Source organism: Clostridium sp. HCS.1, from assembly GCF_047900555.1.
In the GTDB taxonomy this organism is placed as follows: Bacteria; Bacillota; Clostridia; order Clostridiales; family Clostridiaceae; genus Clostridium.
In genome coordinates this window covers 1,123,035-1,139,393 of sequence record NZ_CP170704.1, presented here as the reverse complement: position 1 = coordinate 1,139,393, position 16,359 = coordinate 1,123,035, and the positions used below count along the sequence as shown (strand labels likewise).

Below are 16,359 nucleotides of genomic sequence, written 5' to 3'. Positions count from 1 at the left end.
ATAAACAAAAAAGTTTATTTTAAGCAGTAGGTTGCTAATACTTGTTGTAATTCATAAATATTAAGACTGCTATTGAATTGCTTTTCAATAGGCAGTGCAGTTCCTGAAATCCAAATTTTAAGTTCTGCTTCTAAATCAAAATGTCCTGCAGTTTCTATACTAAAATGTGTAATAGATTTATAAGGTATTGAATGATATTCTGTTTTCTTTCCCGTTACCCCTTGCTTATCAACTAATATAAGTCTTTTATTAGTAAAGATAAATAAATCTCTAATTAATTTATATGATTTTTCTATTCTTTCATTTTCCGCTAATATTTTATTATACTCTTTAATTATACCATCTAAATCCATTTCTGAAGCATTACCCATTAATCCATTAAATATTCCCATATTAACCACTCCTTTATAGTATAAAAGAGCTACCTAAAGCAGCTCTTTTTTAATATTATATTAAGTTTAAAGCTAATGTATTCACAGCAAAAAGAGCCATAGATATAATTGTTAATTTTAACAACATAGCTTCCTTAGTTCTTGCTTTATTCTTAGAGAAGAATGTTTCATTTTTACTTCCTTGAATAAGTCCACTTAATGCATCTGTTTTACTTGGTTGTAATAATACTGATACTATAATTACTAATCCCAAAACTGCTTCCAATACTAACAATAAATTCTTCATTGCTATACCTCCCAACCTTAATAAAAATGGTCGTATTTACATAAGGTTATATTAACATATAAAATACTATAACACAAGTAATTATCTTCAAAAAAATTACATTAAAGTTTGTTATATAAGGTTGCTTATGACCTCGCATTCGCTCCAAGTCATCGCAACCTTATATAACAAACTTAGAAACTAAAGGTAATAATTCCTCATTTCATTCAGAATTATGAACTATCTATTTCAAATTAAAATATAAATTTAAAAGATATACTCGTTGCGACCTCGCAAGCTCCAAGTCGCCCTCATATAACATTTGTCTCTTTTTATACTTAATATAAATTATTAAAGATCATCCCCAAAAAGATAATTTTAAAATTATTAAATAAATTTAATAGGGATTGTAGGCTTTCGCTTACAATCCCTTATAAATTATATGGTAATTAAATTACTTCTTGATGTTGAAGAATGCTTTTCTTCCTCTGTATTCAGCTACATCGTCTAATTCTTCTTCAATTCTTATTAATTGGTTGTACTTAGCAACTCTTTCAGATCTTGCAGGAGCACCAGTCTTGATTTGACCAGCATTAACAGCTACAACTAAGTCAGCTATAGTTGTATCTTCTGTTTCACCTGATCTGTGAGATATAACTGCTGTGTATCCAGCTCTGTTAGCCATTTCTATAGCATTTAAAGTTTCAGTTAAAGTACCGATTTGGTTTAACTTAATTAATATTGAGTTACCAACTCCTAAATCAATACCTCTTTCTAATCTTTCAGTGTTTGTAACGAATAAATCATCACCAACTAATTGAACCTTCTTACCTAATCTTTCAGTTAATAGCTTCCAACCTTCCCAGTCTTCTTCAGCCATACCATCTTCGATTGATATAATTGGGTATTTGTTAACCCAGTTTTCTAAGAAGTCAACCATTTCAGCTGCAGTTAATGTCTTTCCTTCATGTTCTAATACATACTTTCCATCTTTGTAGTATTCTGATGAAGCAGCATCTATAGCTATGAACATATCTTCTCCAGCTTTGTATCCAGCTGCAGTTATAGCTTCTATAATAACTTCGATAGCTTCTTCGTTTGACTTAAGGTTTGGAGCGAATCCACCTTCATCACCTATAGCAGTTGAGTATCCTTTATCGTGTAAAGTTTTCTTTAATGTATGGTAAACTTCTGCACACATTTGTAAAGCGCCACTGAAAGTCTTAGCTCCAACTGGCATAACCATGAATTCTTGTAAATCTACTGAGTTGTCAGCATGTGATCCACCATTGATTATGTTCATCATAGGTACTGGTAAAACTTTTGCATTTACTCCACCTACATATTGGTATAATGGTAAATCTAATGACTTAGCTGCTGCATTAGCTACTGCTAAAGAAACACCTAATATAGCATTAGCACCAAGCTTAGCTTTGTTTGGAGTACCATCTAATTCTATAAGTAACTTATCTATATATGGTTGATCATATACGTTACATCCAATTAATTCTTCAGCTATTGTATCATTTACGTTTTGAACAGCCTTTAAAACACCTTTTCCTAAGTACTTACTCTTATCTCCATCTCTTAATTCAACTGCTTCATACATTCCTGTTGATGCACCTGATGGAACAGCAGCTCTTCCTACAGTACCATCTTCTAAATAAACTTCAACTTCTACAGTTGGGAAACATCTTGAGTCTAGAATTTGTCTAGCTACAACGTCAACTATTTCGCAATAATTTTTCATTACGTATCCTCCTTTATTTTAATGTTATTTATTATATTCTCTATATATTACCTTTATTATTATATCATAAACTGACATAATTATTCATAAAGCTACTAATAGTAATAGAAAATATTAAAACAAATAACATCTTTTGGCAAACAATAATCGTTATCATATTTTCTATATTATTATACCACTTTGCCCATAATTTTCAACATCAATTTAACATGTAATCATTTAACAAATTAATTATTTTTTCTTTTGTTTATTTAGAAACTGATATTTTTTCATTTATATTCCACATAGTATTTCATTTTACTTATATCCTCTTATTTAATATGCGTATTTAAAAATACTTTTTATTAATTTTTTATAATTAAAAAGAGGTTGTAGCAACAACCTCTAATTTTAAGTTAAGAATTACTTTAGTAATTTGAAACAAATTACTAAAAATATATATTTTATTATAAATTCCTTCAGGAGTTTATTCATCAATTTTACATTTTACATTATTAATTTTACATTTAATTAAACTGTTGCTTTTCTTTTACTAAATACATCAAATGCTACTGCTAATAAAAGAACTAGTCCCTTTATAGCCATTTGCATATCACTACCTACACCTAATATTGACATACCATTATTTAAAACACCCATTACTAATGCTCCAACTATAGCACCAATAACTGTACCTACACCACCGTAAGCTGATGCCCCTCCGATATAACATGCAGCTATTGCATCTAATTCGAAGTTTAAACCTGATTGAGGTGATGCAGCATTTAATCTTGATGTAAAACTTATAGCTGCTATTGCAGAAAGAACAGCCATATTAACATATACTAAGAATAAAACTTTATTAGTATTTATTCCTGATAGTTTTGCTGATTTTTCATTTCCACCCATAGCATAAAGATATCTTCCAGGTATTGTTTTAGAAGTAATTATTGTATAAATAAATACTAAAATACCTATAATTGCAAACATTATTGGAATTCCTTTATATATAGCAAGCCAATAAGTTACTAACATAGTTGCTGATACTATTAAGATAATTTTTGCTATACATAGTGGCATAGGAATAAGTTGGAAATTATATTTTTGTCTTTCAGCTCTATTTTTAAGTTCTATATATACATACACTAATGATAGTAATATACCTACAACAAAAGTTGTAATATTTACATTGCTACCTCCAAATAAATCTGGGAAAAACCCTCCACTTATAGCTTGAAATGATTTTGGAAATGGACTTAAAGTTAATCCTTGAAGTAGTTTTACTGTTAATCCTCTGAATAATAACATTCCTGAAAGAGTTACTATAAAGGCTGGTATTCTAACATATGCTATCCAGAAGCCTTGCCATATTCCTATTAATACTCCCACTGCTATACAAATTAATACTGCTGGAAAAACTGCCATACCTTTATTTATAATAAGTATTCCTGCAAGAGCACCCACAAAAGCAACTATAGAACCAACTGAAAGATCTATATTCCCACTAGATACTATACACAATGTCATACCAATAGATAAAATAAAAACATAACTGTTTTGAAGTATCAAATTAGTTACATTCATAGGCACTAAAAGTATGCCTTTAGTTAAAATTTGAAATAAAATTATAATTACAACTAATGCTATAAGCATTGCATATTGTCTTACATTATCTTTAAATATATTTTTTAATGATTCCCCTAAAGTTGGCTTAGATTTTAATTCTATATTTTTACCTAGTTGCATTTAAACTACCTCCTTATTACTATCCATTATGCATTTCATTATAATTTCTTGTGATGCTTCACTAGTTGGTAATTCACCAACAATTCTTCCAACATTCATTACATATACCCTATCACATATACCTAATATTTCAGGAAGCTCTGATGAAATTACTAAAATAGATTTGCCAGAGTCTGCTAAGTCATTTATTATCTTATATATTTCATACTTTGCCCCTACATCTATTCCTCTAGTTGGTTCGTCTAAGATTAAAATATCTGGATCAGTAAATATCCATTTACTTAAAACAACTTTTTGTTGATTACCACCTGACAAGTTTCCAGCTTTTTGTATTATTGAAGGAGATTTAATATTAAGTTTTTTCCTAAAGTCTTCTGTTACTCCTATTTCTTCATTATCATTTATAAATTGTATCTTACTAATCTTTTTAATTTTTGCTATTGATATATTATTCTTAATACTATCAATTAAGTTAAGGCCTGCTGTTTTACGGTCTTCTGTTACATAAGCTAGACCTGAATCTATTGCTTCTCTTATATTATTCAACTTAATTTCTTTTCCATTTTTAATTATAGTTCCACTTATATTTCTGCCATAAGCCTTTCCAAAAATACTCATAGCAAATTCTGTTCTTCCAGCTCCCATTAAACCTGAGAGTCCAACTATTTCACCTTTTCTTATATTTATATTTACATCTTTAATAATCTTTCTATCATCTATAATAGGATCATAAACATTCCAATTCTTAACTTCAAAAATAACTTCACCTATATTTGATTCATGGCTAGGATATCTGTTAGTAAGCTCTCTTCCAACCATGCATTTAATAATGTCATCCTCATCAATACTTCCATCATTTTTCATTGATTGTATTGTTGATCCATCTCTAAGAATTGTTATATTATCAGCTACTCTTAAAAGTTCATTTAGCTTATGAGAAATTAAAATACATGTAATTCCATCTTTCTTTAATTCCAATAAAAGTTGAAGTAAACTTTCTGAGTCCTTATCATTTAGTGCAGCTGTAGGTTCATCTAAAATTAACAGCTTAACATCCTTTGCTAAAGCTTTAGCTACTTCCACTAATTGTTGTTTACCAACACCAATATTTTTTATTTTGGTTTGTACATTTTGTTCTAATTTAACTCTTTCTAACATTTTTGCTGCTTCTACATCTGTCTCTCTCCAATTTATCATTAGCCCCTTCGCTCTTTCATTTCCAAGAAATATATTTTCTGATATAGATAATTCAGGTATTAATGCTAACTCTTGATGGATTATAACTATTCCTTTTTTTTCGCTATCTTTTATGTTGTTAAATTTGCATAGCTCACCATTAAAAATTATATCCCCACTATATGTTCCATAACTGTATATTCCACTAAGTACATTCATAAGAGTTGACTTCCCTGCGCCATTTTCTCCAATTAGTGCATGTATTTCTCCTTCTGTTACTTTAAGATTCACATCATCTAAAGCTTTAACTCCTGGAAAAGTTTTTGTTATATTTTTCATTTCTAAAATGACTTTTTCCATCTACTTTCCTCCCTCCTACCTTCATTCTTCTATGAATATATGCTATAGCTGAAATGCATATTACATTCAGCTATAGCTAATATATTTATCTTAAATGGTGATTTTTACTTTAAGTCAGCTTCTTTATAATATCCACTATCAATTAAAGCTTCTTTATAATTGTCTACAGTAACATTTACAGGATCACAAAGGTATGATGGAACTACTTTTGCACCATTATTATAAGTCTTAGTATCATTTACTTCTGCTTCTTTTCCATCAATTAAAGCATTTACCATTTCAACAACTTTTTTAGCAAGAGTTCTTGTATCTTTAAATACAGACATAGATTGTTGTTTATTTATCATAGCTAATACATTTGGTTTATCACAGTCTTGTCCAGTTAATATTGGATAAGGTTTATCTGCTGATCCATAACCAGCATTTTGAAGAGAAGCTACAACACCTATAGCAACACTATCATTTGATGATAAAATAGCATCTAACTTTTTATCACTAGCATAGTTTGCAGTAATTATGTTATCCATTCTAGCTTGTGCTTTTGCTGAATCCCAGCTTTGAGTTGCTACTTCTGTGAATTTAGTTTGTCCACTTGGAACTACTAATTTACCACTATCTATATATGGTTTTAATATACTCATTGCACCCTCAAAGAAGAATGTTGCATTATTATCATCAGGAGCTCCTGCAAATAATTCAATATTAAAAGGTCCTTTACCATTCTTTAAGTCTAATTTTTCTTCTATATATTGGCCTTGGTTAACACCAACTTTAAAGTTATCAAAGGTTGCATAGTAATCTACATTTTCAGATTGCATAATTAATCTATCATATGCAATTACTTTAATTTTATTATCAGCTGCTTTACTTAGAACATCTGTTAATGCAGATCCATCAATAGATGCTATAACTAGTACATTACATCCTTTAGTTATCATATTTTCTATTTGTTGAACTTGAGTATTTACATCATTATTAGCATATTGTAAATCAACGTTATAGCCCTTTCCTTCAAGTTCTGATTTCATGTTAGCTCCATCTTGATTCCATCTTTGAAGTGATTGTGTAGGCATTGCTACACCTATCAGATTAGATTTAGTTTCTTTTCCTCCGCCAGTATTACTACCTGTTTCTGCTTTACTACATCCAATAGTAACAGTCATTAAAGCTGCAGTTAAAGTTAAAGCAATTAATTTTTTAATTCTCATTTTTAACTCCCCTTTTCTTTTTTAATTTAAGTACATAAAAATCATATTATATGTATACGTTTAACTCAATGGAATTAATTGCTTTATCTCTTTATAAATTTGCCATTTTATTTATATTTTTTACCATAAAGTAAGCAAAAAAATACTATAAAAATAAAGCAAAAATATACTGCTAGTGCCTATTTACAATTTTTAATCTACACTAACATTATATTTTTACTTTATTAATTAAAAGAATAGTATTTTTTTGCTATTTAAATTTATATTCTTTTGGTGAATATCCTTCGTATTTTTTAAATACCTTACTAAAATAATTTGGATCACTATAACCTACAGTATATCCAATCTCTTTAATGCTCATTTCTTTTTGCTTTAATAGTTCTTTAGATTTTTTTATTCTTACAATATTTATATAATCAATTAAATTACATCCCATGGCCTCTTTAAAACTTCTACTAAAATAATATGGGCTTAGATTAAACTTATTTGCAACGCTTTCTAAGTTTAAATCCTCTTTTATATTGTTCTCAATGTATTCTGTAACCTTTTTGAAAAGCTTAGTTTTCTCTTTATCATAATCTTGACTATAGTTATACTCTTGAATTTTCCCAATATGAATTATTTCGCTTTCATTACTATAACTTATGGCTTTATTAGCCTCTTCATAAGATTTATTCATTAATTCAATTCCACTATAGCAATATCCTATTCCAATTTCAGTAGCAATATTAAAATGCCTTTCTATTTCTCTTTTTATATCATTAATGGCATTTATATTTTCTGTTATTTCTTCATTAATGTCCTTATAATTATGAATTTGAATAAAGAAAATAAGATTTTCTGTATAGCAATAGGTTCCAATTGCCTTATACTTAAATTTTAAAAGTTCATTTATATATTCTCCTACTTGTCTCTTTAATAAATTATTAAAGTTAGTTGATAATATTTTAATGCATATTGCAAAGGCATTGTTAAAATCTAAATCTAAGTAGTCCATATGCATATTAAAATCAATACTGTCTAATGCATTATTTATAATGCTGTAGCTTAATTCATTTTCTAATACTCCAATTAAATTATTAATTTTCTCTTCTTTTTCTATATCACTTTTACGCTTAGCCTTTTTCTTTTCTACTGATTCTATAGCATTATTAATTTTATTTATAAACTCACTTCTAACAAAAGGCTTTAATAAGTATTCTTTTACATTTAATTTCACAGCTTCAATAGCAAAATCAAAATAATCATATGCTGTTAACATTATAAAGTATGTGCTTGATGAAGTTTTTCTAATTTCCTCTATTGCTTTTATCCCATTTATACCTGGCATCTTAATATCCATTATTATTATTTCCGGTCTAATTTGTTCAGCAATTTCAATTGCTTCTCTTCCATTTTTAGCTTGAGCTATAGTAAGCTTATCTTTGAAATTTTCTTCTATAAGGCTTATTACTGAATCCCTCTCATATTTTTCATCATCAGCAATTAGAATTTTTAACATACTTATTTCAACTCCTTAATGGGAATTCTCAAAAATATTTTAGTTCCTTGTCCTTCCTTGCTGCTTATATTAAACATGTCCTTCTCACCATATAAAATTTCTAACCTATCAACAACACTTCTTATCCCTAGTCCAGTTGTATGGCCTATATGTTCTTTTTCGTTTCCTCCACTTTTTATTTTATTTAATGTATCTTCACTTATACCACAGCCATTATCTTCTATAATCACCTTATATTCATTTAATTCTTTATATATCTTTATATTAATATATCCCCCCTCTTCCTTAGGTTCTATTCCGTGAATAAAGGCATTTTCAACAAATGGTTGTAAAGTCATTCCAGGTACTACTATATCTCCAATATCGCAATTTATATCTAAACCAAAAGTTAATCTATCATCATATCTTACTTTTTGAATAAATATATATTGCTTTACTACATTTATCTCGTCTGCTAAGGTTGCATTTCTTTCCATCATACTTAAGCTATATCTAAGCATACCTGCTGCTGAAGTTATTAGACCTTCTGTTTTATAAGCTTTTTCACTTATAGCAGTTTGATTTATGCAGTTTAAAGTATTAAAAAGAAAATGAGGATTTATTTGTGATTGTAGCACTCTTAGTTGAGATAACTTTAATGCATTTTCATATTTTAATAATTTCACTTCATCATCTTTTATTTTTGCCTCTAGCTCTGCCTTTTCTTTAAGAGAATTTATGTATCCTATTAAATTTCTTATCATTTTATCAAAAGCTTCATTTAATATATTAATTTCATATATATCAGTTTTTTCAGCTTTTATTTCTTTAAAATTACCTTTAGATACATCCTTAGCTGCATTAATTAATACTTGCAATTTTTTTAATATCTCCTTAACAAAAAGAATTGTATAAACAGCACTGATAAATATAGTTATTACTACAAATACACTTAATATTTTATATAACTCTCTTTCCTTTTCCTTACTCTCATTATATATTATATTATTTGTCTTAATATAACTTTCATTTAGCTTGGTAATAAAGGAGTTACAATAGGAAAGCATATCTCTAGTTGACATATATTGATCATAATATGCATCAATAGCTCCTTGCTCACTAAATAACTGAATAGTCTTATCTCCTTGACTTTTATAACTCCTAATTGTATTTGACAAATCCCTTAATATGTATCTACTTTCAATATCTGAGCTTCCTTCTAGTGTAGATAGCTTTTCTAATGACTTAACTATATTATTTTCATAAACTCTTTTAGATTCTAAATCGCTAGTTTGGAAATGCTCATTAAAATAATTAAAAGATTCATTAAGAAGGTTTTTCACATCATTAGTTTCATTTAACTTATAAAGCATAATGCTATAATTATCATTTATTTCTTTACTAAGAATTAGTGATACTATATTACTAGTAACTAATGGTATTATTAAAATTATGACAAATACTATTATCTTACTTTTTAAACTTTTCATTATTATGCTTCTCCTTATGCTATTTGTACTCAGCTACGTTTTTATCATTGATAACTAATACATCAATAAGCTGAAGTTCTTGAACTTTATTTCCTTTTATTATGTTTACAATAGTATTTACAGATTCTTGCCCCATAACATATGGATTTTGTGCAATAGTTGCACTAATAACACCTTCTTCTATTAAATCTAATGTTTCTGGTAATGCATCAAAGCATATTATCTTAACTTTTCCAATTAAATTCATACTCTTAATTGCTTTTGCTGCTCCTATTCCATCTTGAGCAGAGGTGCAAAATAATGCTTTTATATCTACATTATCAGTTAATATTTTCTTAGTGGCTAATTCAGCTTGAAGCAAATATGAATCAGAAGATTCTGTATTAGTTATTTTAAGATTTGAATTCTCTTCAATATAAGATTTAAATCCCTTAACTCTTTCAATTTGATTTTTAACTTCTGCTCCCCCTAATATAATTCCAATATCTCCTGTATTCCCTACTTGTCTAATCATTTCCTTAGCTCCTACTTTTCCAGCATTAACATTATCAGTCCCAATATAAGCTAACCTTTTACTTTCTTCAGCATCTGAATCTATAGTTATTAAAGGTATATTATCATCTATAATTTTATTAATTATTGCATTATAACTACTTGAATCTTGAACATAGGTTATAATTCCACTTACATTAGAGGCATATGCCATTTTAATAAGTCGTATACCTTCTTCAACACTAGCATAATCTGGTCCTTGAAATTCTACTATTATATTTTTATCCTTAGCAGCTTCTTCGGCTCCTTTTTTTATATCTTGCCAATAGGGATTAGAATAGACATGTGAAATTAATACAACTTTATTTTTTAATTCTTCATAATAATTTTCTTGTTCTTTTAATATATCTTGTACACCAAAAAGTAAAGCAAAGAAGATACTAATAAAAACTAAATACTTTGCTATACCCAAAACTTTTTTCATATATATCTACCACCTTGCTAAAACCATGTATACAATTACATAAAAATATTATATCACATCAAATAATTTTATAATATGTGAAATAAATTTTTATTAATATTAAAAAAGAGCCTATGTAGACTCTTTTATTCCAATTCTCTATATTGAAGATATTGATTATATCTTTTTTCCCACTCTACAGCAGATTTTTTATTTATTATTCTAATGTCCTCTAAAAAACTTTCTAATACTCCTGCTTTTTCTAATCCCTTCATCAAGTGTCTTGGATAATTAACTTTTTTACTATAGCATTGCTTAGGATCTATAACCATTATTTCTTTACTATCTGATATATATATGTCTCTACATCGAGCATCTATTTTAGTAAATTTAAGTCTTTTAAACTCTGTTAATAAATTATATAAACCCTCTGAAATTTCATAGCTAAACCCCTTTTTCTTAATATAAGTATCTAGCCTGTTCCCTTGTATTTTATCTCTTACAATATAAAACTTTCCCATATTATAAACTCTTGGAAAATATTTAGATTTACTTACCCTTTTTAAAATTTCTCCTTCTTCTTTGCAACATTTTGCTTCTTGAAAAATCTTAATTGCTTTGTTATTAGGAAGCTCATAAACTATCCCGTTATGTCCTTCTCCAAGAAACACAGCATCTTTAAAAAGTCTTTCGGTTTCAGCATCAAAATCTGCTGAATAAGAATAGGTTCTAGGCATATTACTCTCCCATAAAAATACTATTATTATATATTATTATTTATTGGCAATATTTATAACAACTTCTACACTTAATAAAAGATTTAAGTTTGTACCTTTAAAATTATCTTTCATTTCCAATAAATACTAAAGCAAGAGTTCCTGGACCACCATGAGCTCCAATTACTGCTCCTATAGAATTTATACTAATATCTTTAACCTTAAATTCTTCTAATATCATTTTTTTCAACTCTAAAGCATCTTCAATGCAATCTGCATGACAAACAAATATATTTTGATTTTCTATATCTTCTCCCTTTAATTTCAACTGCTCAACTAAATACTTTAAAGCCTTTTTTCTTCCTTTAATTTTATCTGTAGCAACTACTTTTCCCTGATTATCAATTTTTAAAGTTGGCTTTATTCCAAGTAAGCCTCCTACCGTTGCTACTGTTCCTGAAATACGGCCACCTCTTTTTAAATGGTTTAAATCATCTACTGTTATAGTATGAATAACTTTTCTTTTGGTATCTTCCAAATAATTTACTATTTCTTCTATATCTATATTATTTTTTATCATTTCAACAGCCTTACATACTAAAAGGCCTTCCCCTACAGATACACTTAACGAATCTACAATATATATTTTAGCTTCTTTATTTTCTTCTAAAACCATATTTTTAGCAGTAGTTGCACTGCTTATTGTTCCACTTAAAGCTGATGATACTCCTATATATAAAATGGTTTCTCCTTTACTAACATACCTTGAAAATAAATCATAAAATGTTCCTACATTAACTTGAGTAGTTGAAGGCATTGCTCCTTCTCTAACACTTTTATAAAACTCTTTATGAGATAAAGTTTGTCCTAGATCATCTTCTATAAATTCTCCATTTAAATTAACCATCAATGAGGCCACAGCAATATTATTTTCTTTAATATAATCTATAGATAGATCACAAGCTGAATCTGTTAATAATTTTACGTTCATATAATACAACTCCTATAAATATCTATTAAAATTTATTGATATTATAACTTCATTTTATTTCTTTGTCAAATGATTTGATATTCAAAATATTTTATATACAATGCATATTAAATTTTCTCTCTAAAATATTTATTATATAAGCAATATTTATCCTTAATTTTACAAAATTGTATATTGACAATAATTTATCAAGGGGTTATACTTCAATTACAATATATGGCGATAATTCGCCAATTTTAGGGAGGATATTATGGCTCGTTTAAAAGGGAAAGTAGCAATAGTTACAGGGGGAAATTCTGGTGTAGGAGCAACAACTGCATTGTTATTTGCAAAAGAAGGTGCAAAGGTTGTCATTAGTGCTCGTCGTGAAGCTCAATTAATTGATGTTGCCAATAAAATTAAAGAAGCTGGTGGCGAAGTTCTTACAGTAGTTACTGATATATCAAAAACTGATGATGTTAAAAATTTAATTTCTAAGGCAGTTGAAGCTTTTGGTAAAGTTGATATTTTAGTTAATAATGCAGGGGTATTAGAAGAAGGATTAAAACCAATAGACTGTGTTCTTGATGATGATATGGATTATATCATAGACACAAATACAAAAGGAACTATGTATTGCATGCGTGAAGCTGCAAATGAAATGATGAAAACTGGAAATGGATCTATTGTAAATGTATCATCAGTAGCTGGTGCAGTTGGTAATGGTGGTGCTGCTTATGTTTCATCAAAGGCTGCAATTATTGGTGTAACAAAGCATACATCTTTACGTTTTGCAGGTACAAATATACGTTGTAACGTTGTATGTCCAGGAACAATTGTAACTCCAATGGTAGCACATATGAATCCAGAAAAGCTTGATAGAAATATGATGGGACAAATGGCTAAACATAGTGATTTATCTGTTAAACCTTGTATGCCTGATGATGTAGCAAACATTGTTTTATTTTTAGCAAGTGATGAATCTCGTGCAATTACAGGACAAACTATAATTTCAGATTTTGGTAGTACTTTATAATTTTAAATTTAAAAGTGCATTCTAAATAATCATAAAGCCTAGTGTCTATTTTCATAGAAACTAGGCTTTTATTTAAAATAAAGAACGCAGCTATTAGCTGCGTTCCTCCATTAACCATTATATATTCTCTCTTAGTTATTAACTATTACCTATTAATTATTTACTATTAAACATTCTCCAGTCATTTCTGCTGGTGCTTCAAGTCCCATTTCATTTAACATAGTAGGTGCTATATCTGCTAGCTTACCTTCTTTTAATGTTCTTCCTTCAGTGTTGTTTGATACCCATATAAATGGAACTGGGTCTGTTGTATGAGCTGTAAATGGATTTCCTGTTGAGAAGTCTATCATTATTTCTGCATTACCGTGGTCAGCAGTTATAAATAATGTTCCATCCTTTTCTAAAATCTTATTTGCAACTCTTCCTAAGCATTCATCTACAGTTTCTATTGCCTTAACAGCTGCTTCCATAACACCTGTATGACCAACCATATCTGGGTTAGCATAGTTTAATATAATCATATCATAAGTATCTGAATCTATTCTCTTAATTAATTCATCAGTTACTTCGTAAGCACTCATTTCTGGTTTTAAATCATAAGTTGCAACCTTTGGAGATGATATTAATGCTCTGTCTTCTCCTTCATATTCTTTTTCAACTCCACCATTAAAGAAGAAAGTAACGTGAGCATATTTTTCTGTTTCTGCAATTCTTAATTGCTTTAATCCTTTATTTGAAACATATTCACCTAAAGTGTTGTTTATGCTTTGTGGTCTATATGCAACATTTACACCTTCTAAAGTCTTATCATATTGAGTCATTGTAACAAATGTTAAGTTTAATCTTTCTCTATTAAATCCAGCAAATTCTTTATCATTAATAGCTCTAGTTATTTCTCTAGCTCTATCTGGTCTGAAGTTGAAGAATATTACAGAGTCTCCATTCTTAATCATTCCATTTTCATCTATAACAGCTGGTAAAACAAATTCATCAGTCTTGTTATCATTGTATGATTTTTCCATAGCTTCTGCTGCTGAAGATGCCATTTCGCCTTTTCCAAGAACCATAGCATTATAAGCAAGCTCAACTCTTTCCCACCTGTTATCTCTATCCATAGCGTAGTATCTACCTGATACAGTAGCTATTTTACCTACACCAATTTCTTTCATATACTCTTCAAGATCATTTACAAAATATTTTCCTGATGATGGTGGAACATCTCTTCCATCCATAAATGCATGAACATATACATTTTGTAATCCTGCTTCTTTTGCTAATCTTAATAATCCTTTTAAATGATCTATGTGTGAGTGAACACCACCATCAGATAATAATCCCATTAAGTGAAGTGCAGCATTATTTTCCTTTGCATTATTTATTGCTAAAGTTAATGCTTCATTTTTGAAAAATCCACCGTCTTCAATTTCCTTAGTTATTCTAGTTAATTCTTGATATATAATTCTTCCAGCACCAATATTTAAGTGTCCTACTTCTGAGTTACCCATTTGTCCATCAGGTAATCCAACAAACATTCCACTAGCTTGTAATTGTGTGTTTGGATATTGTGTCATTAATTTATTATAATTAGGTTTATGTGCTGCTTCAACAGCGTTTCCATCTGATTTTGGAGCTATTCCAAATCCGTCTAATATCATTAACATTACAGGTTTCTTCGCCATAATTCCCTCCAAATTTTCTATCTATATTTGAAATTATATTGACAATATTATATAGAATTAAAATCATATATATTTTAAAAATTTTATATAAGTTGCTAAAGTCCTAGCTTTTCTAAATACTTTAAACTAAAAATTAATTTAGTTAACTTAAAAATATTTATAACAACTTATTTAATATTATCTTTCTTTAATTTCATACTTATTATACTATATTTAATTTAAATAAACAATAAATGTAACTCTTAGTTAAACCTTTGCATCAAAATATTTTTAATAATAATTATTACCTAATAAAAAGGAGCTGTAATACAGCTCCTTAATTAATTAAAAATTAACTATTTGAGAGAAATCAGCTGGAACTAAGCTAGCACCACCAACTAAAGCACCATCTATGTCTGACATAGCCATTTGATCTTTAATTGTGTTTGGCTTAACTGATCCACCGTATTGAATTCTTACTTTATCTGCAACTTCTTTTCCGAACATTTCTGCAACTACATCTCTTATAGCTTTTATTGTTTCGTTAGCTTGTTCATTAGTAGCAGTTTTTCCTGTTCCTATAGCCCAGATTGGTTCGTAAGCAATTACAACTTTTTCAGCTAATTCTTTTGATAATCCTTCTAAATCAGCTTTAATTTGAGCTCCAACAACATCATTAGTTGTTCCATTTTCTCTTTGTTCTAAAGATTCTCCGCAACAAAGAATTGGAGTTAAGTTATGAGCAAATGCTGCTTTAACTTTCTTGTTTAAAGCTTCATCAGTTTCATTGAAGTATTCTCTTCTTTCACTATGTCCTAATACAACATAGCTAACTCCCATAGCTTCTAACATTCCTGGAGCAACTTCTCCTGTGAAAGCTCCTTTTTCTTCAAAGTGCATGTTTTGAGCAGCAACTTTTATATTTGATCCTTCAACTGCTTTTAATACAGCATCTAAACAAACAAAAGTAGGACATACTACAACATCACATGTAGCATTAGCTACTAATGGCTTTAATTCTTCTACAACTTTTACAGCTTCTGCTGGAGTGTAATGCATCTTCCAGTTTCCAGCTATTATTGGTTTTCTCATCTAAATCACCTCATATTTTTTAATTGGAAGAATGAAGAAATGAAAGAATGAAAAAATTAAGGTAGTTATTCAACTAAAGTTGAATA

At 28.7% G+C, this 16,359-nt stretch carries 14 protein-coding genes; 1 reads left to right on the top strand and 13 read right to left on the bottom strand.

Going from position 1 to position 16,359, the window contains the following annotated elements:
• Positions 1-14 precede the first annotated feature (14 nt).
• The 11 genes from ACFYH6_RS05395 to ACFYH6_RS05345 all read right to left on the bottom strand — a co-directional run bounded on the left by ACFYH6_RS05395 (position 15) and on the right by ACFYH6_RS05345 (position 12,508).
• The gene (locus ACFYH6_RS05395; RefSeq protein WP_416178966.1) at positions 15-392 is read right to left on the bottom strand and encodes a PH domain-containing protein; all 378 of its coding nucleotides are present in this window, start codon (positions 390-392) and stop codon (positions 15-17) included.
• Between the two features lie 55 nt (positions 393-447).
• Positions 448-678 carry a preprotein translocase subunit SecG gene (gene secG, locus ACFYH6_RS05390; protein ID WP_291706946.1) on the bottom strand — a complete coding sequence of 77 codons (231 nt, stop codon included), beginning with the start codon at positions 676-678 and terminating at the stop codon, positions 448-450.
• Between the two features lie 433 nt (positions 679-1,111).
• Complete coding sequence (eno, locus tag ACFYH6_RS05385) at positions 1,112-2,407, bottom strand: phosphopyruvate hydratase (protein ID WP_416178967.1); 1,296 nt, start codon at positions 2,405-2,407, stop codon at positions 1,112-1,114.
• A gap of 510 nt (positions 2,408-2,917) precedes the next feature.
• The gene (mmsB, locus tag ACFYH6_RS05380) at positions 2,918-4,132 is read right to left on the bottom strand and encodes a multiple monosaccharide ABC transporter permease (protein WP_416178968.1); all 1,215 of its coding nucleotides are present in this window, start codon (positions 4,130-4,132) and stop codon (positions 2,918-2,920) included.
• On the bottom strand, positions 4,133-5,668 hold the full coding sequence (gene mmsA / locus ACFYH6_RS05375; protein WP_416178969.1) for a multiple monosaccharide ABC transporter ATP-binding protein: 1,536 nt from the start codon (positions 5,666-5,668) through the stop codon (positions 4,133-4,135).
• 104 nt (positions 5,669-5,772) lie between these two features.
• Complete coding sequence (gene chvE / locus ACFYH6_RS05370) at positions 5,773-6,876, bottom strand: multiple monosaccharide ABC transporter substrate-binding protein (RefSeq protein WP_416178970.1); 1,104 nt, start codon at positions 6,874-6,876, stop codon at positions 5,773-5,775.
• 250 nt (positions 6,877-7,126) lie between these two features.
• A complete protein-coding gene (locus tag ACFYH6_RS05365; protein ID WP_416178971.1) occupies positions 7,127-8,377 on the bottom strand; it encodes a response regulator in 1,251 nt (416 codons plus the stop codon).
• A 2-nt stretch (positions 8,378-8,379) separates the two neighbouring features.
• On the bottom strand, positions 8,380-9,846 hold the full coding sequence (locus tag ACFYH6_RS05360; protein WP_416178972.1) for a sensor histidine kinase: 1,467 nt from the start codon (positions 9,844-9,846) through the stop codon (positions 8,380-8,382).
• 19 nt (positions 9,847-9,865) lie between these two features.
• Positions 9,866-10,822, bottom strand: a complete 957-nt coding sequence (locus ACFYH6_RS05355) for a substrate-binding domain-containing protein (protein ID WP_416178973.1) — start codon at positions 10,820-10,822, stop codon at positions 9,866-9,868.
• A 125-nt stretch (positions 10,823-10,947) separates the two neighbouring features.
• Positions 10,948-11,538 (bottom strand): protein kinase, encoded by a 591-nt coding sequence (locus tag ACFYH6_RS05350; protein WP_416178974.1) that lies wholly within the window; start codon positions 11,536-11,538, stop codon positions 10,948-10,950.
• 103 nt (positions 11,539-11,641) lie between these two features.
• A complete protein-coding gene (locus ACFYH6_RS05345) occupies positions 11,642-12,508 on the bottom strand; it encodes a DegV family protein (RefSeq protein ID WP_416178975.1) in 867 nt (288 codons plus the stop codon).
• A 250-nt stretch (positions 12,509-12,758) separates the two neighbouring features.
• Here ACFYH6_RS05345 and ACFYH6_RS05340 point away from each other — a divergent pair, with 250 nt between their 5' ends.
• Positions 12,759-13,523 carry an SDR family NAD(P)-dependent oxidoreductase gene (locus ACFYH6_RS05340; protein WP_416178976.1) on the top strand — a complete coding sequence of 255 codons (765 nt, stop codon included), beginning with the start codon at positions 12,759-12,761 and terminating at the stop codon, positions 13,521-13,523.
• A 152-nt stretch (positions 13,524-13,675) separates the two neighbouring features.
• Here ACFYH6_RS05340 and gpmI read toward each other — a convergent pair whose 3' ends face one another.
• Both gpmI and tpiA read right to left on the bottom strand, forming a co-directional pair.
• Entirely contained in the window at positions 13,676-15,202 is a 1,527-nt protein-coding gene (gene gpmI / locus ACFYH6_RS05335) for a 2,3-bisphosphoglycerate-independent phosphoglycerate mutase (protein WP_416178977.1), read from the bottom strand.
• Between the two features lie 324 nt (positions 15,203-15,526).
• Positions 15,527-16,273, bottom strand: a complete 747-nt coding sequence (gene tpiA / locus ACFYH6_RS05330) for a triose-phosphate isomerase (RefSeq protein WP_316342696.1) — start codon at positions 16,271-16,273, stop codon at positions 15,527-15,529.
• Positions 16,274-16,359 lie beyond the last annotated feature (86 nt).

Bases quoted from the DNA above. Each gene is read 5' to 3' on its own strand.
- ACFYH6_RS05395 (WP_416178966.1), bottom strand. From the start codon at position 392: ATGGGAATATTTAATGGATTAATGGGTAATGCTTCAGAAATGGATTTA.
- secG (WP_291706946.1), bottom strand. From the start codon at position 678: ATGAAGAATTTATTGTTAGTATTGGAAGCAGTTTTGGGATTAGTAATT.
- eno (WP_416178967.1), bottom strand. From the start codon at position 2,407: ATGAAAAATTATTGCGAAATAGTTGACGTTGTAGCTAGACAAATTCTA.
- mmsB (WP_416178968.1), bottom strand. From the start codon at position 4,132: ATGCAACTAGGTAAAAATATAGAATTAAAATCTAAGCCAACTTTAGGG.
- mmsA (WP_416178969.1), bottom strand. From the start codon at position 5,668: ATGGAAAAAGTCATTTTAGAAATGAAAAATATAACAAAAACTTTTCCA.
- chvE (WP_416178970.1), bottom strand. From the start codon at position 6,876: ATGAGAATTAAAAAATTAATTGCTTTAACTTTAACTGCAGCTTTAATG.
- ACFYH6_RS05365 (WP_416178971.1), bottom strand. From the start codon at position 8,377: ATGTTAAAAATTCTAATTGCTGATGATGAAAAATATGAGAGGGATTCA.
- ACFYH6_RS05360 (WP_416178972.1), bottom strand. From the start codon at position 9,846: ATGAAAAGTTTAAAAAGTAAGATAATAGTATTTGTCATAATTTTAATA.
- ACFYH6_RS05355 (WP_416178973.1), bottom strand. From the start codon at position 10,822: ATGAAAAAAGTTTTGGGTATAGCAAAGTATTTAGTTTTTATTAGTATC.
- ACFYH6_RS05350 (WP_416178974.1), bottom strand. From the start codon at position 11,538: ATGCCTAGAACCTATTCTTATTCAGCAGATTTTGATGCTGAAACCGAA.
- ACFYH6_RS05345 (WP_416178975.1), bottom strand. From the start codon at position 12,508: ATGAACGTAAAATTATTAACAGATTCAGCTTGTGATCTATCTATAGAT.
- ACFYH6_RS05340 (WP_416178976.1), top strand. From the start codon at position 12,759: ATGGCTCGTTTAAAAGGGAAAGTAGCAATAGTTACAGGGGGAAATTCT.
- gpmI (WP_416178977.1), bottom strand. From the start codon at position 15,202: ATGGCGAAGAAACCTGTAATGTTAATGATATTAGACGGATTTGGAATA.
- tpiA (WP_316342696.1), bottom strand. From the start codon at position 16,273: ATGAGAAAACCAATAATAGCTGGAAACTGGAAGATGCATTACACTCCA.